Consider the following 21499-nt stretch of genomic DNA (forward strand, 5'->3'; position numbering starts at 1 on the left):
CTTATTCTCCATTTCTTACTTTTTCAACTAATAAACTGCTGGCGATATCATTCGAGCGTAGAAAGGGGAGACTGGACTTGGAAAAATCCTGAACTCCACGACATCTCTCTCCATTTTGGCAGTGACCATTTTTTACGACGCTTATGGCAACCAAGGCCAGCAAACCGACAACTGCAATGAAGATGCCCCATCTTTTACTTTTCATAGCTCCTCCTTTTAGAGAACAGCTGCCTGCCGAATCCAGTCCAACCTCTCTAAGTCAAAGTCATCTGGAACAGTACAGTCAGCTCCCAGAAGAACTCCTTTACTACCAGCTTCAGCCAGCAACCGTCTTGTTTCATTTTGCAATTCCGCCTTGGAACCTTGATACAGCAAGCTTTTCTTGCCATTTTCAAATCCACCTAAAACAGCCTTGCCTGGAAACAACTCTTGCCCCTGTGTCAAACTAACATCCTCATGGTGGGTTGCCCAGTTGACCACTTGAGCTGGATAGTCCTTAAATATCGTCACATCGTTGCTCGCACCTTCAAAACCACAGATATGGAGGATATTGGTCCCACCCACCTGATTGGCAGCCTCTAAAATCGCTATATTGCTCGGTTCGATATAGGTTTGGTAGAGTGCTGGTGTGATGCGCTCATCTTGAATTTCCTGGGTGCTGAGGTAAATCCCGTCAACTCCACCTTCCTGGATGATTTTCTGAGTTAGGATAGCAATATCTCCTGCAATCACATCTAGAATCGCTCTAAATTGCTCAGGATTTTCAAGCAATAGATCAGCCACTTCCCTATCTCCTCGTGAAGTTTCTGTACGGAACCAGCGCTTGAGGTAGGAGATAGGGGAAAAGATATTGTAGAAAGAAGCAATCTCTTCTGTAAAGGTCTCTCGAATCGCTTGTACCACTTCCACCTGTTGCTGAATCCATGGGTGTTCCTCACTAATCGACTCAATAGAAGACAGCTCCTGAATGCTTGTAACCTTAGGACTATAGACATTACTTGGATAAAGGAAAAAACCGTCGCTCATAATTTTGACAAAATCAGGGCGAATCCTTTCCACATAGTTGCGATGCCCATCAACACTTTTTTGAAAGATACGTGGATTATTTAATCCCTGCCCCTTTTCTTCGAGTGTTACAAAATGAAACCAAAATCCCACAGGAACTCTTTCCACTTCATCGCCTCGAATCGCTCTAAAGACTAGATCTCTTTTACTTGCCATACCTCTCTCCTTCCATTTGGATTGAAACCATCTTACCACTCCTTTTCCCCTTTTCCCAATATATATTGACTATCAACTCGATTGGAAATTTTTATATCTATAAAGAAAAAAATCCCTGAAAAGCTTGATGTTACTAGCCTTTCAAAGATTCTCTTTATTTTCATCTATTTTTCAAAAAGGAGCTGATATAGATTTTCTATCAACTCGATTGGATTTTTTTATATCCATCTTCATTCCAAAATTAAGTACATAATTTTATCCTAATACCAAATTACTACTGAAAAATTTATTTTCTCCCGATATTCCCTTGCACAAATCCCGTGAAAACGCTACAATATTAGTAGACTATTATTAGGAGGATGGGATTATGAAAATATCCAAAGTTACCATTACAATTGCTTCTACACTTGCTTCCGTCATTTTACTGACTGGCTGTGGCACAAATTCGGCAAATTCACAGACAACACAAAGTAGTACATCTGATAATCAGGTTACAATGACCTATGATCAGTTGCGTTCAAGAGAGAACACTATGTCAACTCTTTGGTATCAAAAAGCAGCTGAGACCAAGGCACTCTATCTACAAGGTTACAATGTCGCTACTGATCGTTTGAAAGAACTACTAAAAACACAGACAGATAAACCCTACTCTATCGTTTTGGACTTAGACGAAACCGTATTAGACAACAGTCCTTATCAAGCTCAAAATGTCAAAGACGGAACAGCATTTACCCCAGAAAACTGGGATGTCTGGGTAAAAAAAGCCGCAGCCAAGGCTGTACCAGGTGCTAAAGACTTTCTCCAATTTGCAGACCAAAACGGTGTCCAAATTTACTATGTATCTGACCGCACGATAGATCAGGTAGATGATACGATCAAAAACCTAGAAAATGAAGGAATTCCTGTACAAAGCCGCGATCATCTCATGTTCTTAGAAAAAGGCGTCAAATCTAAAGAAGGTCGTAGACAAGCAGTCCAAGAAAAAACCAACTTAGTCATGCTACTAGGAGACAATCTTGTGGACTTTGCAGAGTTTTCAAAGACCTCTGAAACTGAGCGCAACCAAAAATTAGAGGAATTACAAAAAGAGTTTGGTGAGAAATTCATCATTTTCCCTAACCCAATGTACGGATCATGGGAAAGCACTGTTTACAATGGTAATAAATTGGATGCCAAGGGTCAAACTGAAGAGCGCCAAAAAAACTTACAAGGTTTTGATAAATAAAATAAGATCTACCAGTTTACACAAACCACAAGATATCGTATTTGCGAGAATATCAAAAAAGACGACTTCCAAGCGGAAATCGTCTTTTTTGATATTTTATCTTGTACTTGGTATAAACTAGTATATATTCCACTAGATAGTATGCTCTATCGCTTGTACCACTTCCACCTGTTGCTGAATCCATGGGTATTCCTCACCAATCGACTCAATCAATTGAATTTTTTTATATCCTCTCTTTCATGGCAAAGTAAGCTCGTACTTTGGGGGCCACTTGTGTGCCGAAGAGTTCAATAGCTCTCAAAACTTGATCATGTGGCATAGAACCAAGCGGTAGATGGAGCATGAAACGGTCCAAGTCTAAATCCTCAATCATGCGAATCAATTTTTCTGCTACCTGATCTGGATTTCCCACAAACATGGCACCATTTGGACCAACTTGCTCCAAATATTGCTCATAGGTCAACTCCTGCCAGTGTGGACGGTCCTTGGAAATCGCATCTACCACTTGCTTAGTCGGATGGAAATAATCTTTTACAGCCTGTTCGCCATCCTCAGCAATCCAGCCCCAAGAATGAGCACCCACTTTCAGGTCTTTATCCGCATGACCGGCATCCCTTCCAATCTTACGATAAGCTTGAATCAGCTTTTTAAAATAACGCGGATTGCCACCGATAATAGCATAGACAATCGGCAACCCCGCCTGAGCAATCTTCACTGTTGATTCGACATGACCACCTGTCGCCACCCACAATGGCAATTTGTCCTGAACTGGACGAGGATAAACTTCTTTTCCAGCAATGCTTTGGGTCAATTGCCCCTGCCAATTCACTTTGGTGCTTTCATTTGCCAACTGAAGCAGATCTAACTTTTCATCAAAGAGAGCTTCGTAGTCTTTCAAGTCATAGCCAAACAGTGGGAAAGACTCGGTAAATGATCCACGCCCAGCCATAATCTCTGCACGGCCATTTGACAAGGCATCAATAGTGGCATATTGTTGGAACAAGCGAATCGGATCCATACTCGAGAGAATGCTGACCGCACTGGTCAAACGAATCTTCTTGGTATTGACTGCCCCAGCTGCAAGAACAATCTCTGGCGCCGATACCGCAAAGTCCTCCCGATGATGCTCCCCAATCCCGTACACATCCAAACCAACCTTATCAGCCAGCTCAATTTCTGCCACCAACTGACGAATGCGTTCATCATGACTGTAAATCTGCCCAGTCGCTTCTAGAGCTGTTGTTTCACCAAATGTTGAAATTCCTAATTCTACCATCCTGTTTCCTCGCTATCTCTTTTAGTTTTAGGGTATTTTATCACTAATTAGTTTTATTTTCAATAAATTTGCTCATTAGAAAAAGCCTAGATCAACTAGACTTTCTTGGTTTATTCTACTGTTACTGACTTAGCAAGGTTACGTGGTTTGTCCACATCAAGGCCACGGTGGAGTGTTGCAAAGTAAGCGACCAATTGCGTTGGTACGACCATTGAGATTGGTGAGAGGTAAGGGTGTACGGTCGTAAGGACGATATCGTCTGTGTCTTTAGCAACATTTTCTTCTGCGATAGTGAGAACCTTGGCACCACGGGCTGCGACCTCTTGGATATTTCCACGAGTATGGTTGGCAAGGACTGGATCTGACAAGAGGGCCAAGACAGGCGTCCCTTCTTCAATCAAGGCAATGGTCCCGTGCTTGAGTTCTCCTGCCGCAAAGCCTTCACATTGGATGTAAGAAATCTCTTTTAGCTTAAGACTGGCTTCCATGGCTACATAATAATCTTGACCACGTCCGATGTAAAAGGCGTTGCGAGTTGTCTCAAGAAGCTCACGAACCTTGGCTTCAATGGTTTCTTTCTCTGAAAGAGTTGATTCGATAGACTGAGCTACGATTGACAACTCATGAACCAAATCAAAGGCTTGCGCTTTAGCATTGCCATTTGCTTCTCCAACTGCTTTTGCCAGGAAGGCAAGGGCTGCGATTTGTGCTGTATAGGCTTTAGTTGATGCCACGGCAATTTCAGGACCTGCATGAAGCAGCATGGTATGGTTGGCTTCACGTGAAAGGGTTGAACCTGGCACGTTTGTCACAGTCAGGCTTGGGATTCCCATTTCATTAGCCTTGACCAAAACCTGACGGCTATCCGCTGTTTCACCAGACTGGCTGATAAAGATGAAAAGTGGTTTTTTGCTGAGAAGTGGCATACCGTAGCCCCACTCAGAAGAGATTCCAAGTTCAACTGGTGTATCTGTCAATTCTTCCAGCATCTTCTTAGAAGCAAATCCTGCATGGTAAGATGTCCCAGCTGCAAGGATGTAGATACGGTCTGCGTCTTGAACAGCCTTGATGATAGCTGGGTCTACGACAACTTGACCAGCCTCATCTGTGTAGGCTTGGATGAGTTTACGCATAACCGTTGGTTGCTCGTCGATTTCCTTGAGCATGTAGTAAGGATAAGTTCCCTTACCGATATCTGACAAGTCAAGTTCAGCAGTGTAACTAGCACGCTCACGACTATTGCCATCATAGTCTTGAACTTCCACACTATCAGCCTTGACGATGACCAGCTCTTGGTCATGAATTTCCATGTATTGGTTAGTCTCACGAATCATAGCCATAGCATCTGAGCAGACCATGTTGTAACCTTCCCCAAGACCAATCAAAAGTGGTGATTTATTCTTAGCCACATAGATGACTTCAGGGTCTTGTGAATCGACCAAGGCAAAGGCATAAGAACCACGGATGATGTGAAGAGCTTTTTTGAAGGCTTCAAGAACTGACAAACCATCTTCTTCCGCAAATTTTCCAATCAAGTGAACAGCGATTTCCGTATCTGTTTGCCCCTTGAAGTGGTGACCTGCAAGGTGTTCTTCCTTGATTTCAAGGTAGTTCTCAATCACACCATTGTGAACCAAGACAAAACGTTCTGTCTCAGAGCGGTGTGGGTGAGCATTGTCCTCAGTTGGTTTCCCATGAGTCGCCCAACGAGTATGTCCGATACCAGTCGTTCCCTCAACACCAGTTGTCTTAGCAGACAATTCTGCAATACGACCAACAGCCTTAACTAGATGGTTTTCAGCACCACCTAGGACAAAAATCCCCGCAGAATCATAACCACGGTATTCGAGCTTTTCAAGCCCTTGAATCAAAATATCAGTTGCATTTGTGTTTCCAACAACACCAACAATTCCACACATAGTATATACGACACAGGTAAGCTGTGCTTTCTCCTTAAATTGGTATAGTCTAATTCTCGCTTTACGGAATCAGCAAAAACAGTATATACTTGTTTTTCTCACTTGTCAAGAATAAAAATTGGTATAGTTTTTCTATCTGGTATTTTATCAAGATTTCACTTGATACCTGACAAGTCACCATCAATTACTTATAATAAGGGGAGGAGGTATTTGCCATGTGGTTTTTCTTCGCACTTTTATCAGCTATCTTTGCAGCCTTAACGTCAATTTTAGCCAAGATTGGGATTGAAGGAGTTCCATCCAATCTAGCAACCGCTATTCGTACAGTCGTCGTCATTCTTATGGCCTGGGCCATGGTTTTCTTGACCAATAGTCAGACCGAAATTGTCAACATCAGTAAAAAAAGTTGGCTCTTTCTCATCTTATCTGGTCTAGCCACTGGCGCCTCCTGGCTCTGCTACTATAAGGCTCTACAGATGGGCAATGCGACCGAGGTATCTGCTGTCGATAAATTCAGTCTCGTCATTACCCTCGTTCTAGCCTTTTTCTTTCTACAAGATATCCTGACGTTTAAAACAATTATTGGCTGTATCCTGATTACGATTGGGACCTTGGTGATGATATTGTAATAAAAAGTGAGATGAACACCATCTCACTCTTTTTATTCTTAAAATCCATTATTGTCACTGAGTTCTTTGAACCAGTGGCCAGATTTCTTAAGGCGGCGTTCCTGCGTTTCCAAATCTAGCTCAATCAAACCATAGCGGTTCTTGTAGCTATTGAGCCATGACCAGCAGTCAATAAAGGTCCAAATCAAGTAGCCCTTACAGTTGGCCCCATCTTCAATGGCACGGTGCAGTTCACGAAGATGCCCTTTGACAAAGTCAATTCGATAATCGTCCTGAATCATGCCATTCTCACGGAACTTGTCTTCCCCTTCAACACCCATACCATTCTCTGTCAACATCCACTCAATATTACCATAATTTTCCTTGATATTTTGGGCAATATCATAAATCCCTTGCTCATAAATTTCCCATCCACGGTGAGGATTGATTTTACGTCCAGGCATTACATACGGCTCGTAAAAATGTTCTGGCAAGAGTGGACTCTCTGGATGCTTAGCAAATCGAGGTGCCATAACGCGCAAAGGTTGGTAGTAGTTGACTCCAAGAAAATCAACTGTATTCTCGCGAATGAGTTCTAACTCTTCAACAGTGTACTCTGGTAGCAAATCATGCTCAGCTAAAATTTCCACCAGTTCCTCTGGATAAGCTCCCAAGACAGATGGGTCTAGGAAAGATTGAGCTTGAAAGAGGTCGGCAATGCGAGCAGCCTTGACATCCGCAGGATGCTGGCTACGTGGATAAGCTGGTGTCAAGTTAAGGACAATTCCAATCTTGGAATCAGGTAAAACTTCATGACAGGCCTTAACCGCAAGACTACTAGCCAGTTGTGTGTGATAGGCTACCTTAACCGCTGCTTTGGCATCCACCTTGTGAGGATAGTGGGCGTCATAGAAATAGCCAAACTCTACAGGTACGATGGGTTCATTGAAGGTAATCCATTGGTCCACCAAGTCACCGTAAGTCTCAAAACAAAAACGAGCATAGTCTTCATAGGCTGAGACGGTCGCCTTATTTTCCCAACCATCCCCATCTTCTTGCAAGGCAAATGGCAGGTCAAAGTGATAGAGATTGACTAAGAGACGAATGCCTTTGGCCTTAATGGCTTCAAATACCTGACGGTAGAAAGCCACACCTTGCGGATTGACCTCTCCACGACCTTGCGGGAAAATACGAGACCACTGAATAGAAGTTCGGAAGGCTGTATGCCCAGTCTCTACCAAAAGCTCAATATCCTTTTCCCAGTTTTCGTAAAAAGTCGATGTTTTGTCAGGTCCAATTCCATTATAGTAGCGATTTGGTTCTACTTGGAACCAATAATCCCAGAGATTGTCTCCCTTGCCGTCACCAGGAACTCGTCCTTCTGTCTGTGGTCCAGAAGTTGAGGAACCCCAGACAAAATCCTTTGGAAATTTTAGCATAGCTTTACCTCTTCGTTTACTCATTTTCCCCATTATATAGAAAAAACAAGGTAAAAACTAGTTACATTTTTGCCTTGTTTTTCTTCTGATTATAGTTTTTATTTCTTGCTTAGGATTTCAAGGGTTTCGAGCAAGTTGTCTGCGTGAACTTCAATGGTGTCACCAGTCGCCTTGATCTTAACTTCTACGATACCATCAGCTGCTTTCTTCCCAACAGTGATACGGATTGGCAGACCAATCAAGTCGCTATCGCTGAATTTAACCCCGACACGTTCGTTACGGTCATCTGTCAAGACTTCGTAACCTTTATTTACCAAAGCTTCTTCGATACTATTTGTCAATGAAAGACTTTCTTCATCCTTGACATTAACTGGAATCAAATGCACATCAAATGGTGCCAATTCTTTAGGGAAATTAACTCCCCAAGCGTAGCGGTATTCACCTTTTGGTGTTTTATTGACAAAGAGGCGAGCGTGTTGCTCCATCACTGCTGAGAGGAGACGGCTAACACCGATACCGTAACAACCCATGATAATTGGCACAGCACGACCATTTTCATCCAAGACATCTGCACCCATGCTTGCTGAGTAGCGAGTTCCGAGTTTGAAAATATGACCGATTTCAATACCACGGGCAAAGTTAAGAACGCCTTGTCCGTCTGGTGAAATTTCACCCTCACGAACTTCGCGGATATCCACGTATTCTGCAGTGAAATCACGACCTGGGTTCACACCCGTCAAGTGGTAACCATCTTCGTTGGCCCCCACAACAGCATTGCGAACATCTTGTACCTTACGGTCTGCAATGATTTTCACATTTTCTGGCAAACCAACTGGGCCAAGCGAACCAAAGCCAGCTGAGATAACATTTGCTACTTCTTCCTCGCTCGCAACATCAAAGAAATCTGCACCCAAGTGGTTTTTCAACTTGACTTCATTGAGTTGGTCATTTCCAACTAGAAGGGCTGCGACAAGCTCACCATCTGCCATGTAGAAGAGGGTTTTAATGGTTTGCTCTTCTGGAACGTTAAGGAAGGCTGCCACTTCATCGATGGATTTAACACCTGGTGTTTCCACGCGAGTCACTTCTTCTTCCGCAACGACACGGTTACTTGGTTTGTATTCGTTTGTTGCCATTTCCAAGTTAGCTGCATAGCCAGACTCACTTGAGTAGGCAATGGTGTCTTCACCAGAAACCATCCATTTGAGCAATTCTGCCTTGATTTCTTCTTGCACTTCTGCAGGAATTTCATCAAATGAGGCAACTGACTTGTCCAAGACAACCCAGCGGTCAAGGTCTGTACGGGCTGGTGTAATGGCCATAAATTCTTGGCTATCCTTACCACCCATGGCACCACCGTCACCGATGATAGCCTTGAAATCCAAACCACTACGAGTGAAAATTCGTTCATAGGCCGCCTTGTACTCGTCATAAGTCACATCCAAACTATCGTAATTAGCATGGAAACTATATCCATCTTTCATGATAAATTCACGCGTACGGAGAAGTCCGTTACGTGGACGTTTTTCATCACGGTATTTCGGTTGGATTTGGTAAAGGTTGAGTGGCAATTGCTTGTAAGATTTCACAGAGTCACGAACAATAGCCGTAAAAGTTTCTTCGTGTGTCGGACCTAGGATAAAGTCTGACTTTTCACGATTTTTCAGTTTATAAAGGTCTTCACCATAGGTTTCGTAACGACCTGATTCGCGCCAAAGATCGGCACTGAGAAGGGCAGGAGCCAACATCTCCACCGCACCAATCTTATCAAACTCTTGGCGCATGATATTCTTAGCCTTTTCAATCACACGGTTAGCGAGTGGTAGGTAAGAATAAACACCAGCAGAAACTTGACGAACATAACCAGCACGCAACATAAGGGCGTGGCTGATAACTTGAGCATCGCTTGGCATTTCGCGAAGCGTTGGGATTAGCATTTTACTTTGTTTCATAATATTCCTCGATTATCTAAAAGAAGAGTCGCATAATGTCATTCCATGTCACAGCTAGCATCAAGACAACCATGATAACTACACCAGCCATGGTGACATAGGTTTCAATTTCTTGTTTAAGGGGTTTCCGGCGGACAGCCTCTAGGATATTGAGCACAATCTTTCCACCATCCAAAGCCGGAATCGGAATCAAATTAAAAATTCCGATATTGATGGAAATCATAGCTAGGAAGTAGAGGACATTCTCAATTCCATTTTTAGCAGCATCGCTACTTGCCTTAAAAATGGCAACGGGACCACCGAGTTTGTTCAAATCTGGATGGAAAATCAAGTTTTTCAGAGCCGAAAGGATGCGAAGTCCTGAGTCGGCAGCAGTTGTAAATCCACCAACAAACATGGATAGAAAGTCTGACTTGACCCCTGGTTGAACCCCAAGAATATAACGTCCTTGATTCTCTTCTGGCGTCACAGTGACTTGTTTTTCGCTACCATTTTCAGAAATGGTCACATCCAAGGTCGGGGCAGTCTTATCCTTGGTATCTGCTTCCACAGCCTGGGTCAAATCTTGCCAATTCTTAACCTCGTGCGAGCCGACCTTGGTAATTTGAGCGGTCTCAGCTACGCCTACCTTAGCCAAAGCTCCCTCTGGCATGACATGAAAGAGATTGGTCTGAGTATCTCTAACACCGCCCTGCAAAAAGATCAAAATCCAAAAAACAACAACACCTAAGATAAAGTTATTCATGGGACCTGCAAAGTTGGTGATGAGCTTGCCCCAGATAGAAGCATTTTGATACTGTACATCCAGAGGAGCGATGCGCACTTCGGTTCCATCTTCTTCAATAACCGTTGCATCATGATCCACTGTAAAAGTCTTTTCTTCTTCCAGGACCAAACCCTTGATAAAGAGCTTGTCTTCAAAGTCAAACTGGGTTACCTGCATAGGAAGAGCCGTTTGATCCAACTTCTTCCCTGAGAGGTTAATCCGTTTGACCTTACCATCATCAGCAAGTGTTAAACTGACTGGAGTTCCTGTCTTGATTTCTGTCGCATCATCACCCCAGCCTGCCATACGAACATAGCCTCCTAGAGGAAGGATTCGAATGGTATAAGCAGTGCCATCCTTACCGATATGGGAAAAAATCTTGGGCCCCATACCAATGGCAAATTCACGAACTAGAATGCCTGATTTCTTGGCAAAATAAAAATGTCCAAACTCATGCACCACCACAATAATCCCAAAAACGAGGATAAAGGTTAGCAATCCAATCATTCAATATTCCTTTCTTTAAAACAGGCCAAATAAGTGCATCATTGGAAAAACAATCAGCATGCTGTCAAAGCGATCCAACACACCGCCATGTCCAGGGATAAATTTTCCAGAATCCTTAACACCGAAATGGCGTTTCGCAGCACTCTCAATCAAGTCACCAAACTGACCTGCCACACTGAAGAAGGCAGCAAAGAGACTCATTCTATAAATCCCATAAGGAAGAGCAACTGTGCTGTCCACTAACATGAAAATCACTGTTATCAGTACCGCACCTAGAATACCCCCGACAAATCCCTCAATACTCTTATTAGGAGAAACTCTCGGAGCCAACTTATGTTTACCAAAATTCATCCCTGTCAGGTAGGCTGCGCTATCTGTCGCCCAAACGATAAAAAGGGCCAAAAGTACCTTGTCAAAACCTGCCACCCGAGCATCTAGTAAGGCATTGAAGCCAAAACCAACATAAAAGCTCACAGCAATTGGAAAAGCGGCATCTTCAATCGTATAGTTTTTACTGAAGACGGTCGTCCCTAGCATTATGGTAATCAAAACACTGTAGGCAACCACATTCCCATCAACAGGCAAAAATGTTAGGTAATTTTCTAAAGGAACTGTTAGAGCGAAGGTCGCAAAAAGAGTCAAAGCGCCCTCAATGGTCATAGTCTTTAGCCCCTTCATGTGCAAGAGTTCATGGACGCCTAGCATCGCTAACAAGCCAATCCCTATCTGCAACAAGAGCCCACCCGCAAACAAGACTGGAAGGAAAATCGCCAGGGCCAATACCGCAAACAATGTTCTCTTTTGTAAATCCTTGGTCATATCTTCTCCTAAACTCCTCCAAAACGGCGATTGCGATGGTTAAAAGCAGCAATAGCTTCCTGCAAGGCGGCTTCATCAAAATCAGGCCACAAGGTATCCGTAAAGTAAAGCTCACTATAGGCTGCTTGCCATGGCAAGAAATTACTTAAACGCAACTCACCACTCGTACGGATAATCAAATCAGGATCCCGCAAATCCTTTGGCAGGTGTTGCGTAAAAAGATAGTCCCCAATCATATCTTCTGTGATGTCACCAGGGTTGATTTTAGCATCTAAAACATCTTGAGCCAAGCTCTTAAGCGCCTGCGTAATTTCAGCACGACCACCGTAGTTAAGCGCAAAATTGAGAATCAAGCCCGTATTGTTCTTGGTCAACTCCTCTGCTTTTTTCAAAGCTTCAAAAGTCGTCTTAGGCAGACGGTCTGTCTCCCCAATCATCTGAATCTTAACGTTATTTGCGTGCAATTCAGGGACGTAGTTATCATAAAATTCGACTGGCAAATTCATGATAAACTTGACTTCTTGATCTGGGCGTGTCCAATTTTCCGTTGAAAAGGCATAAACCGTGATGACCTTAACTCCCATCTTGTTAGCTGCCTTGGTCACTTTTTGGAGGGCTTCCATCCCCGCCTTATGACCAAAAACCCGTGGTTGCATCCGTTTTTTAGCCCAACGACCATTCCCATCCATGATGATGCCAATATGAGCAGGAACCTGTGTTGGAACCTCAACTTCTACAGCTTTATCTTTCTTAAAAAATCCAAACATGTTCTTATTCCTATTCAAAAATCTATCGTTTCATTATACCATATTTCCCTATTTTCTTCTATTGCTAAGTTATTAGCTCTCCGTACGGACAAAAAATAAGCCGCCTGATTGGGCGACTTAATTTTATAGGGAGATTATTATGAAAAAGTTTTAGGAGTTTAAGTTAAGTTTCTCTTAACTTATGAGTCTAGTATACCGTCCCTAACTTAAATTTTTCTTAAGTTTTTTGAGAAAGTCAGATTTTCCCATTTTTCTTGCCACTTTTTCTTGGACATCCGTTCTTGATAGAGTTTCATTCGGTCTCTATTCTCTATGAAGTGAGGAGTTGGAGATACCTGAAAATTCAAAATATCCTCTAAACCATAAGGCGCAAAGAGATCTAAAGTTGCGTCAGCATGCAAGCGGAGTCCTATAGCCGTACAACGTTCTGGATACTTACTCATAGCATCACGAGAACTGGTATAGGGCGCAGTGTGAGGACTGTGCAGATGCATATAGACCTGATTTTTCAACTCCCACTGGTACTGAGGAAAATCCTCTCTCAGCTTGTTCTCTAGGGATACTGTTTCCTCATAAGAAACATCTGGATCAAAGAAAATCACATCCACATCTGTTTCACGGTCAAAAGGCGATTTGTCTGACAAGAGATTCCAGATAAAATTTCGAACTGAACCAGCTGCCAACCACGAGTCTTTCAGACCAAGGTCACGAATGATGGTCAGAATGGTCATCATATCCAGATTTTCTCTGAAAGCATCTAGAATTTCTTGTTCATTTTTCACTGTATTCATAGCCCAAATGCTCATATGCCTTAGCAGTTGCCACCCGTCCAGACCTTGTCCGCATGATAAAACCTTTTTGAATCAGGTAAGGTTCGTACATATCTTCGACCGTCTCGCGCTCCTCAGCAATATTAACGGAGAGAGTTCCTAATCCGACAGGACCACCACCGTACATCTCAATCATGGTGCGAAGGATTTTCTGGTCCACATAGTCCAAACCTTCATGGTCTATATCTAACATGGTCAAAGCCTTATCGGTAATAACATCATCGATAACCCCATTCCCCATAATCTGGGCAAAGTCGCGCACGCGCTTGAGAAGACGATTGGCGATACGAGGAGTTCCTCGACTACGTAAGGCCAACTCCGAAGCTGCTTCATGGGTGATTTCCATCTCAAAAATATCTGCTGTCCGCTCAACAATCTCTGTCAAGTCAGCGTGGGCATAGTATTCCATATGACCTGTAATCCCAAAACGTGCCCGCAGAGGATTTGAGAGCATCCCCGCACGTGTCGTTGCACCAATCAAGGTGAATGGTGGCAAGTCCAAATGAACACTGCGACTGCCTTCACCAGCCCCAATCATGATATCAATGTAGAAGTCTTCCATGGCACTATAAAGCACCTCTTCCACCGGCATGGGCAAGCGATGAATCTCGTCAATAAAGAGAACGTCTCCAGGCTCCAAATCATTCAAAATCGCTACCAGATCACCCGCTTTTTCAATGACAGGACCAGACGTTTGCTTGAGATTGACTCCCAGTTCATTGGCAATAACAAAGGCCATGGTTGTTTTCCCGAGACCTGGAGGACCAAATAAAAGAACATGGTCCAGTGCCTCATCCCGCATTTTGGCAGCCTCAATAAAGATTTGAAGCTGGTCCTTGACCTTATCCTGTCCAATATATTCACGTAAATACTGAGGACGGAGGGTACGTTCTACCAACTCCTCATCCCCCATGATTTCATTGTCTAAAATTCTACTCATGGCTCTATTATATCAAAAATCCAGCCTACAAACAAAAAAGCCACCTGATTGGGTGACCTCTTTAGGGAGATTATTATGAAAAAGAAAAGTTTAGGATTTCATTAAATAAAGGGTACTCAATGAAAATCGAAATCAGACTAGGCAGATAGACGCAAGCATAACTATAGTTAGCTAAGTCGACTCTAACGAAGTATGGTGAGATTTTCGAAGAGTATTAGGAGGTCTTTATTTAATGGTTATATAATACAAGAGGAATCTTAAAGCTAACTTAACTTTTTCTTTGATTTATCATTTTTTAAAAATTTTTTTCCAAATGGATTTTTCCTCTCCAAGTCATAAAAAAGCCACCTGATTGGGTGACTTCTTTAGGAGATTATGATGAAAAAGAAAAGTTTGGGATTTCATTAAATAAAGGGCACTCAATGAAAATCGAAATCACACCAGGCAGATAGGCGCAAGCATAACGATAGTTAGCTAAGTCGACTCTAACGAAGGTTGATGAGATTTTCGAAGAGTATTAGGAGGTCTTTATTTAATAACTATATATTACACAAGGAGACTTAAACTTTACTTAAGAAAAAATGATTTTTTTATCTTTTTCGATCCACCCAAATCATCCCTGTACAATCATAAGTAGATAAGATTTCAAATCCCAGAGAACGATAGAATTCCAAGGTTTTTTCTGTCTGTTCGGTCACTAGTTGGACTTGATAGGCATCTTTGTAATCACCTAAAGCCTCTTTCATTAAGGCACTGCCAATCCCTTGGCGCTGATAGCTAGGCAAAACGATCAAATCCTGGACAAAAATCGATGAAAAACCATCTCCAACCAAACGGACCAAGCCCACCACGGCATCGCCATCAAGTGCTATATAAATCGCTAATGAGTGAGACAAGGCTTTCTTCAACATCTGAGGTTGATGTGTATAATTTGTCCATCCAACTGCCTGATAGAGATGCAAAACATCCTCTAGCTTGACAATTTCTTGCCTTCTAATAGTCATCATCTCAATACCTCTCAGAATTCTCTCAAGCTCTTGTACTGTCGTCCATTTTTATCAAAATTTTCAGGAGCCAACCATGTTTCTAAACGAGCTTTGACTTGAGGCCAGTCCTTATCAATCATAGACAACCAATCCGTATCTCTCGTACGCCCCTTATAAACGACTGCCTGGCGGAAGGTTCCTTCATAGACAAAGCCCAAACGCTCCGCAGCTCGTCTGGATGGCAGATTAAGAGAATCACATTTCCATTCGTAGCGACGATAGTTAATCTCCTCAAAAACATACCGTGCCAGTAGATATTGAGCCTCTGTCCCTATACGTGTTCCCCTGAGCTCTGGAGAAAAAGTGACAGCTCCCACTTCTATTACTCGGTTATTCTGGTCAATGCGCATGAGAGAAAAAGTTCCCAAAGCCTTACCAGTTGCCTTATCTATAATCACGTAGTAAAAACGGTCCTTACGAGCCAACATCTGATTTAAGACGGTAACCAGTTCCTCCATATCTGCCACTGGTTCCTGAAAGAGGTAGGTCCACATCTCCCGAGGTGTATTTGGACCATAAACAGCTAGCAAATCCTCAGCATGCTTTTCCACCGAAAGAGCCTCTATCCGAGCGTAGCGCCCTTCTAAGAAATCAATGGAAGGCAATTCACCTGGTGTATAACCTTCCATTGACTCACCAATCATCTGACCATATTCGTTTACTGGCATCGTTTTCTCCTTGTTTTACGCTGAAAATACTATATCATAATTTTCTCTATATGGAAACTAGCACTCTCCCCAAACTTCATTCTCAACACTACATTAGTGATTCATTTTCTTTCTTTTCTCTTCTAAGGCTTGATTAATTCGTTGGGTGAGTTTGTGAGTTTGCCAGATCTGGTACAACCATATCAGTCCATAAATTAACAAGAAAAAGAACCACAGCAAGGGACTCAACAATGCTGAACCCCAGCCAAAAAATAGGTAGGTCAATACTAAAATAGTAGCTGTCGCTAACAAATGAACTCCTACACGCATACTATAAGCAAGAAATTCTAGCCTTTCAAGGATTAAGGTCAATACTCCCATAATTCCACTCATCAAAAACAAAGCTAGAATATTTTTTGTCGTTGGTGCGGGATAGGTAATACCTGAATAAAACTGAGCCAATAACACCAAACTCAAATAAACAAAGGAGGCCGTCCGCATTCCCGATACAAAATAAGCAATCAATCGCTTCATGATTTTCTCCTATAAACCTAGATAATCCATTAAGGACTTAACGTATTTCCGACTCACACTCGATTTGAGACCCCGAGTCATCTTAGCCATCATGTTCCCTGAAAAGCTATCCGATAATGACTCTAAATGGTCAATGTTTATAACTGAATGACGCGATATTTGTATAAAGTTACGTCGATTAATTCGATGCTGAAAGTTTGTCAATGTTTCCTTAGTTTTATAAATCCCATCTACCGTATAAATGGTCAACAAATTCTTATCGATATCTGCTAGAATAAGATCCTCAATTTTCACCATAACCAGATGATCATCCGTTCGAATAGGAATGACCACCTGATTAGTCGTTGAAAATTGTTCTAAATACTCCATGACTTCTCTTGCTTGGTCGGTTAACTGAGCTGCCTGAATTAAAATGTGTGGGTCTTTTTCTGAAAACTCTGTCTTCATTTCAAAACGAATCTTCATTTTCTCTCCAATACATCTTTATTTTCTCTTGCTAAACACTTTAACAAATAACATCCAAAGAAGAATAGCGACGAGACTGATAATAACCACTATAAAGTATGTTTCTTCCTTTGTCAATAGTTCTTGACAGTTGATTTGGATTCCCATTTTTTCTTGAAATTCCTGTAACAGACTGTTGTTTCCTGAAAATGCGGTCTCTAACCGATCTTTCATCAAGACTTGTCGATAAAGAGAAGCAATATAAGTTGCAGGGGTACATTTCATGAAAAGCTGTGCAGAATCAGGTAATACTCCAATGGGGATATAAGTTCCTACTAAAAATCCAGAAGCAGTTCCCACTATCGTTGCCAGTTTCCCAAGGCTATCTACAGATTGAAAACGGTAAATCAAGAGAACATTTACCAAACTTGAAAGCAGACTGCTTAACAACATAATCAAAGCGATTTCCGGTAAATGACTGATAACTGGGCTCTCTTTAAAATAAAAACTCATAACAGCATACATAAACACCTGCATGATAAAAGAAATGACAATACTACTGATTAGATAGGACGTCTGTAAGCCCCAGTTACCTAAATCTGTCAAGAAGAGATCTTGATCCACTTGATTTTCGCGGTCCTGTACCATTTGTGTAAGAGCCGTAAAACTAGTTGTCATCCCAGTCACAGCCAAGGTCCCACCCATCAGCCAGTTATTTAAAAGGTTCGTATTATCAGGGAGTTGGGACCAAGCATCCGTCAAGTTCTTCTGCAAAAAAATGATATAAAGGAGGAAGGAAATCAATGCCCCCAATAATGAGAAAAATACTCCCGAACGATTACGAAAATATAAGATAAAATTCCGTTTCAATAAAGCTAGCATTAGCGAACCTCTCTTCCTGTAAGTGCAATAAAGGCATCATCCATAGTACCTGGGCGAAACTCAAAAGAATCAATTTCTTCTCGAACTTTTGCCAAATATTCAATGGCTTCCTGTGACGTCCTTGGATAAAAAAGATATTCCAACTCATTTTCTTCCTCTACTGTCATTCCAGTCTGTAGCAATTTTTCTAGATCCTTCATTTCCTTAAAACGAATTTTTAGGATATTAGATGCATACTGGCTTTTAATAGCAGTCGCAGAACCTTGCGCAATCACTTTCCCATGATCAACGATATAGATCTGATCCGCTTCATCTGCTTCATCCAGATAATGAGTCGTTAAGATAATAGTCATCCCTTCATCCTTTTGTAGTCGATACAGTAGATCCCAGATGGATTTGCGAGTCTGAATATCAAGACCTGTCGTTGGTTCATCCAAGAAAAGAATATCTGGTCGCGAAAGAAGAGCACGCGCAATATCAACCCGACGTTTTTGCCCACCTGACAAAGTCCCATATAGTTGTTTCTGGAAAGCCGTCAAACCCAGTTGATGAATCAAATCATCCACACGACTTGCCGCAATCTCCTTATACTGTTGAGCGCGAATCGTGAGATTTTCCCTAACCGTCAACATCTCATCCAGTACACTAGCTTGAAAAACAACTCCGATTTTCGTATTTGGCGCATATCGAATCTGACCTTGTGTCGGCTTTTTCAAACCGATTAACATGGAAATAGTGGTTGATTTCCCTGCACCATTGGGTCCCAAAATAGCATTGAAACTGCCTTTTTCAAACTCTAACTGAATATCGTCAACAGCCATATGATTGCCATACCGTTTAGTCAAATGTTTAGCTTGTAAAATCATCTTTTTTCCTCCTCTTTACCACACTAGTTTAACAAAAAGAATGAAAGAAAAATCGACTTTTGAGATAAGTGGTTAAAATGAGAGGTTAAGTGGTGAGATGATGGAAACAGAATTATATTTTTCAATCAAAAAATCCTCCAGATTCTACTCTGAAAGATTCATTTCTTATTTAATAACGATATTAACAAGTTTGGTTGGCTTCAATAGTCCAGTGGACTATTGAAGGTGGCAGATAGGGCTAATAAACTCGTTATTTAACGACGATATTAACGAGTTTATTCGGAACTGCAATCACCTTCACGATTTCCTTACCGTCAATTTCTGCTTTAACTTTTTCATCCGCTAGAGCGATTTCTTGCAATTCTTCGCGTGACAGGTCTTTAGCGACCATGAGTTTGGCACGAACTTTACCTTTGATTTGGACGACGATTTCGATTTCGTCTTCAACCAATTTGCTTTCGTCCCATTTCGGCCAAGCTACGTAAGAGATAGAATCGTCTGTTGCTGCGACTGTTTGCCAGAGTTCTTCTGCCAAGTGAGGCGCAAATGGAGCGATCATTTGGATAAAACCTTTAGCGTAGTCTACATAAAGTTTATCTTCCTTGTTCGCCGCATTGACAAAGACCATGAGTTGAGCAATGGCTGTGTTGAATTTCATAGACTCAATTTGCTCAGTGACAGATTTGACTGTTTCGTTGTAAACCTTGTCAAGAGCGCCATTGTTTTCCGCAACGATTTCTTTACTTGTAATCAAACGGTACACACGGTCTAGGAATTTACGGCTTCCTTCCAAGCCTTCCTCAGACCAAGCGATGGAAGCATCGAGTGGTCCCATGAACATTTCATAGACACGAAGGGTATCCGCACCGTATTGTTCCACCACATCATCTGGGTTGACAACGTTCTTGAGGGATTTAGACATCTTGGCTGGTGCTTGCTCCAACTCTTCTCCTGTTTCCACATGGAAGAAGGATCCGTCGCGTTTTTCAACCTTGTCAGTTGCCACAAGAGCCCCACGGTGGTCACGGTAACTCGTTCCCAAAATCATCCCTTGGTTAAAGAGTTTTTGGAATGGTTCTTTAGTTGGAACAACACCGATATCATAGAGGAATTTGTGCCAGAAACGAGCGTAAAGCAAGTGGAGTACAGCGTGTTCTGCCCCACCTACGTAGATATCGACTGGCAACCATTGTTTGAGGAGATCCTCGTCAGCTAATTTTTCTGTGTTGTGTGGGTCGATATAGCGGAGGTAGTACCAGCTTGAACCAGCCCATTGTGGCATAGTGTTTGTTTCACGACGACCTTTGACACCATCTTCACGAGTCACTTCAAGCCAGTCGGTCAAGTTAGCCAATGGGCTTTCCCCAGTACCTGAAGGGCGGATATCCTTGGTTACTGGCAAGATAAGTGGCAATTCACTTTCTGGAACAGCTGTTGAAGTTCCATTTTCCCAATGAATGATTGGGATTGGCTCACCCCAGTAACGTTGACGACTAAAGAGCCAGTCGCGGAGACGGTAGGTAACCTTCTCTTGACCACAACCTTTTTCTTCCAACCAAGCTACAATTTTAGCAATCGCTTCTTCTTTGTTAAGGCCATCTAGAAAGTTTGAATTGACATGAAGACCATCTTCAGTATAGGCAGCTTCTTCTACATTTCCACCTTCAAGCACTTCTACGATTGGAAGGTCAAACTGTTTAGCAAATTCCCAGTCACGTTGGTCATGGGCAGGCACAGCCATGACAGCACCTGTTCCATAACTAACAAGAACATAGTCGGCAATCCAGATCGGAATTTCTTTGCCATTTACAGGGTTGATAGCATAAGCACCAGTCCAAACCCCTGTTTTTTCCTTGGCAAGGTCTGTACGAGCCAAGTCTGACTTGAGGCTAGCTTGGTGTTTGTAGTCAGCAACAGCCTCTGCTTGTCCTGGACTTGTGATGGCATCTACTAGCTCATGCTCAGGCGCCAATACAGTGAAGGTCGCACCGAAAAGGGTATCCGGACGAGTGGTAAAGACAGTGAATTCCTTATCTGTTCCTTTTACTTTAAAGGTTACATTGGCACCAGTTGATTTCCCAATCCAGTTGCGTTGCATATCCTTGATAGACTCTGGCCAATCCAACTCATCCAAGTCATTAAGCAAGCGCTCTGCATAGGCCGTGATTTTAAGCATCCATTGGCGCATTGGTTTACGGACAACTGGATAGCCTCCACGTTCAGAAGTTCCGTCAGGAAGGACTTCTTCGTTAGCGATGGCTGTTCCCAACTCTTCAACCCAGTTTACTGGCACTTCCGCTTCATAGGCCAAGCCTTTTTCGTAAAGCTTAGTGAAAATCCATTGTGTCCACTTGTAGTAATTTGGATCTGTTGTGTTAACTTCACGATCCCAGTCGTAAGAGAATCCAAGCGCATTGATTTGGCGTTTGAAGTTAGCAATGTTTTCCGCTGTAAATTCTGCTGGGTCATTCCCCGTATCCATAGCGTATTGCTCTGCAGGCAAACCAAAGGCATCCCATCCCATTGGGTGAAGGACATTGTAGCCTTGCGCACGTTTGTAACGGCTGAGAATGTCCGTTGCTGTGTAACCTTCTGGGTGTCCTACGTGCAATCCGGCTCCTGAAGGATATGGGAACATGTCGAGAGCATAAAACTTCGGTTTTGACGCATCTGTTCCTGTCTTAAATGTATGATGTTTCGCCCAGTAGCCCTGCCACTTAGGCTCAATTTCTTTATGATTGTAAAAACTCATGGTCTCTCTCCAATTTTGTGATGTTACTATTATACCATTTTTGAGGGAATTTGGCCTCG

20 protein-coding genes are annotated in these 21499 nt (G+C 42.5%); 2 read left to right on the forward strand and 18 right to left on the reverse strand.

Annotation, left to right across the window (positions count from 1 at the left end):
- Window position 1: 1 nt before the first annotated feature.
- A complete protein-coding gene (locus MP387_RS07985; RefSeq protein ID WP_125825661.1) occupies window positions 2–205 on the reverse strand; it encodes a hypothetical protein in 204 nt (67 codons plus the stop codon).
- An 11-nt stretch (window positions 206–216) separates the two neighbouring features.
- Window positions 217–1221 (reverse strand): uroporphyrinogen decarboxylase family protein, encoded by a 1005-nt coding sequence (locus MP387_RS07990; protein WP_242746183.1) that lies wholly within the window; start codon window positions 1219–1221, stop codon window positions 217–219.
- A gap of 367 nt (window positions 1222–1588) precedes the next feature.
- On the opposite strand from MP387_RS07990, the gene MP387_RS07995 reads away from it, so the two are divergent.
- Entirely contained in the window at window positions 1589–2446 is an 858-nt protein-coding gene (locus MP387_RS07995; RefSeq protein ID WP_061428308.1) for a 5'-nucleotidase, lipoprotein e(P4) family, read from the forward strand.
- A 223-nt stretch (window positions 2447–2669) separates the two neighbouring features.
- On the opposite strand, the gene MP387_RS08000 is transcribed toward MP387_RS07995, so the two are convergent.
- Entirely contained in the window at window positions 2670–3722 is a 1053-nt protein-coding gene (locus MP387_RS08000; RefSeq protein WP_242746186.1) for an LLM class flavin-dependent oxidoreductase, read from the reverse strand.
- 110 nt (window positions 3723–3832) lie between these two features.
- Window positions 3833–5641 (reverse strand): glutamine--fructose-6-phosphate transaminase (isomerizing), encoded by a 1809-nt coding sequence (gene glmS, locus MP387_RS08005; RefSeq protein WP_242746188.1) that lies wholly within the window; start codon window positions 5639–5641, stop codon window positions 3833–3835.
- Window positions 5642–5856: 215 nt separating this feature from the next.
- Here glmS and MP387_RS08010 point away from each other — a divergent pair, with 215 nt between their 5' ends.
- Window positions 5857–6270: an EamA family transporter gene (locus MP387_RS08010; protein WP_049505433.1), complete on the forward strand. Its 414-nt coding sequence runs from the start codon at window positions 5857–5859 to the stop codon at window positions 6268–6270.
- Window positions 6271–6308: 38 nt separating this feature from the next.
- On the opposite strand, the gene bglA is transcribed toward MP387_RS08010, so the two are convergent.
- The 14 genes from bglA to leuS form a co-directional block, all read right to left on the reverse strand.
- Entirely contained in the window at window positions 6309–7688 is a 1380-nt protein-coding gene (gene bglA / locus MP387_RS08015) for a 6-phospho-beta-glucosidase (protein WP_242746191.1), read from the reverse strand.
- A 98-nt stretch (window positions 7689–7786) separates the two neighbouring features.
- Entirely contained in the window at window positions 7787–9640 is a 1854-nt protein-coding gene (locus MP387_RS08020; RefSeq protein ID WP_242746195.1) for a proline--tRNA ligase, read from the reverse strand.
- A 16-nt stretch (window positions 9641–9656) separates the two neighbouring features.
- The gene (rseP, locus tag MP387_RS08025; RefSeq protein ID WP_242746205.1) at window positions 9657–10913 is read right to left on the reverse strand and encodes an RIP metalloprotease RseP; all 1257 of its coding nucleotides are present in this window, start codon (window positions 10911–10913) and stop codon (window positions 9657–9659) included.
- Window positions 10914–10928: 15 nt separating this feature from the next.
- Window positions 10929–11732 (reverse strand): phosphatidate cytidylyltransferase, encoded by an 804-nt coding sequence (locus MP387_RS08030; protein ID WP_216732664.1) that lies wholly within the window; start codon window positions 11730–11732, stop codon window positions 10929–10931.
- A gap of 8 nt (window positions 11733–11740) precedes the next feature.
- Entirely contained in the window at window positions 11741–12499 is a 759-nt protein-coding gene (locus tag MP387_RS08035) for an isoprenyl transferase (RefSeq protein WP_242746207.1), read from the reverse strand.
- A gap of 206 nt (window positions 12500–12705) precedes the next feature.
- The gene (locus MP387_RS08040) at window positions 12706–13290 is read right to left on the reverse strand and encodes a nucleotidyltransferase family protein (RefSeq protein WP_242746209.1); all 585 of its coding nucleotides are present in this window, start codon (window positions 13288–13290) and stop codon (window positions 12706–12708) included.
- Entirely contained in the window at window positions 13271–14269 is a 999-nt protein-coding gene (ruvB, locus tag MP387_RS08045; RefSeq protein WP_278192508.1) for a Holliday junction branch migration DNA helicase RuvB, read from the reverse strand. The genes MP387_RS08040 and ruvB overlap by 20 nt, the downstream gene beginning before the upstream one ends.
- A 590-nt stretch (window positions 14270–14859) precedes the next feature.
- The gene (locus MP387_RS08050) at window positions 14860–15276 is read right to left on the reverse strand and encodes a GNAT family N-acetyltransferase (RefSeq protein WP_242746212.1); all 417 of its coding nucleotides are present in this window, start codon (window positions 15274–15276) and stop codon (window positions 14860–14862) included.
- A gap of 11 nt (window positions 15277–15287) precedes the next feature.
- Window positions 15288–15983 carry a GNAT family N-acetyltransferase gene (locus tag MP387_RS08055; protein WP_242746215.1) on the reverse strand — a complete coding sequence of 232 codons (696 nt, stop codon included), beginning with the start codon at window positions 15981–15983 and terminating at the stop codon, window positions 15288–15290.
- Between the two features lie 93 nt (window positions 15984–16076).
- Window positions 16077–16496, reverse strand: a complete 420-nt coding sequence (locus MP387_RS08060) for a DUF3021 domain-containing protein (protein ID WP_242746217.1) — start codon at window positions 16494–16496, stop codon at window positions 16077–16079.
- A 9-nt stretch (window positions 16497–16505) separates the two neighbouring features.
- Window positions 16506–16961, reverse strand: a complete 456-nt coding sequence (locus MP387_RS08065) for a LytTR family DNA-binding domain-containing protein (RefSeq protein ID WP_242746220.1) — start codon at window positions 16959–16961, stop codon at window positions 16506–16508.
- A gap of 18 nt (window positions 16962–16979) precedes the next feature.
- On the reverse strand, window positions 16980–17822 hold the full coding sequence (locus MP387_RS08070) for an ABC transporter permease (RefSeq protein ID WP_242746222.1): 843 nt from the start codon (window positions 17820–17822) through the stop codon (window positions 16980–16982).
- Window positions 17822–18688: an ABC transporter ATP-binding protein gene (locus MP387_RS08075; RefSeq protein WP_084872443.1), complete on the reverse strand. Its 867-nt coding sequence runs from the start codon at window positions 18686–18688 to the stop codon at window positions 17822–17824. The genes MP387_RS08070 and MP387_RS08075 overlap by 1 nt, the downstream gene beginning before the upstream one ends.
- A gap of 250 nt (window positions 18689–18938) precedes the next feature.
- Window positions 18939–21440 (reverse strand): leucine--tRNA ligase, encoded by a 2502-nt coding sequence (leuS, locus tag MP387_RS08080; protein WP_242746225.1) that lies wholly within the window; start codon window positions 21438–21440, stop codon window positions 18939–18941.
- Between the last annotated feature and the right edge of the window lie 59 nt (window positions 21441–21499).

Origin of the sequence: Streptococcus oralis (assembly GCF_022749195.1) — a bacterium.
GTDB classification, from domain to species: domain Bacteria; phylum Bacillota; class Bacilli; order Lactobacillales; family Streptococcaceae; genus Streptococcus; species Streptococcus oralis_CI.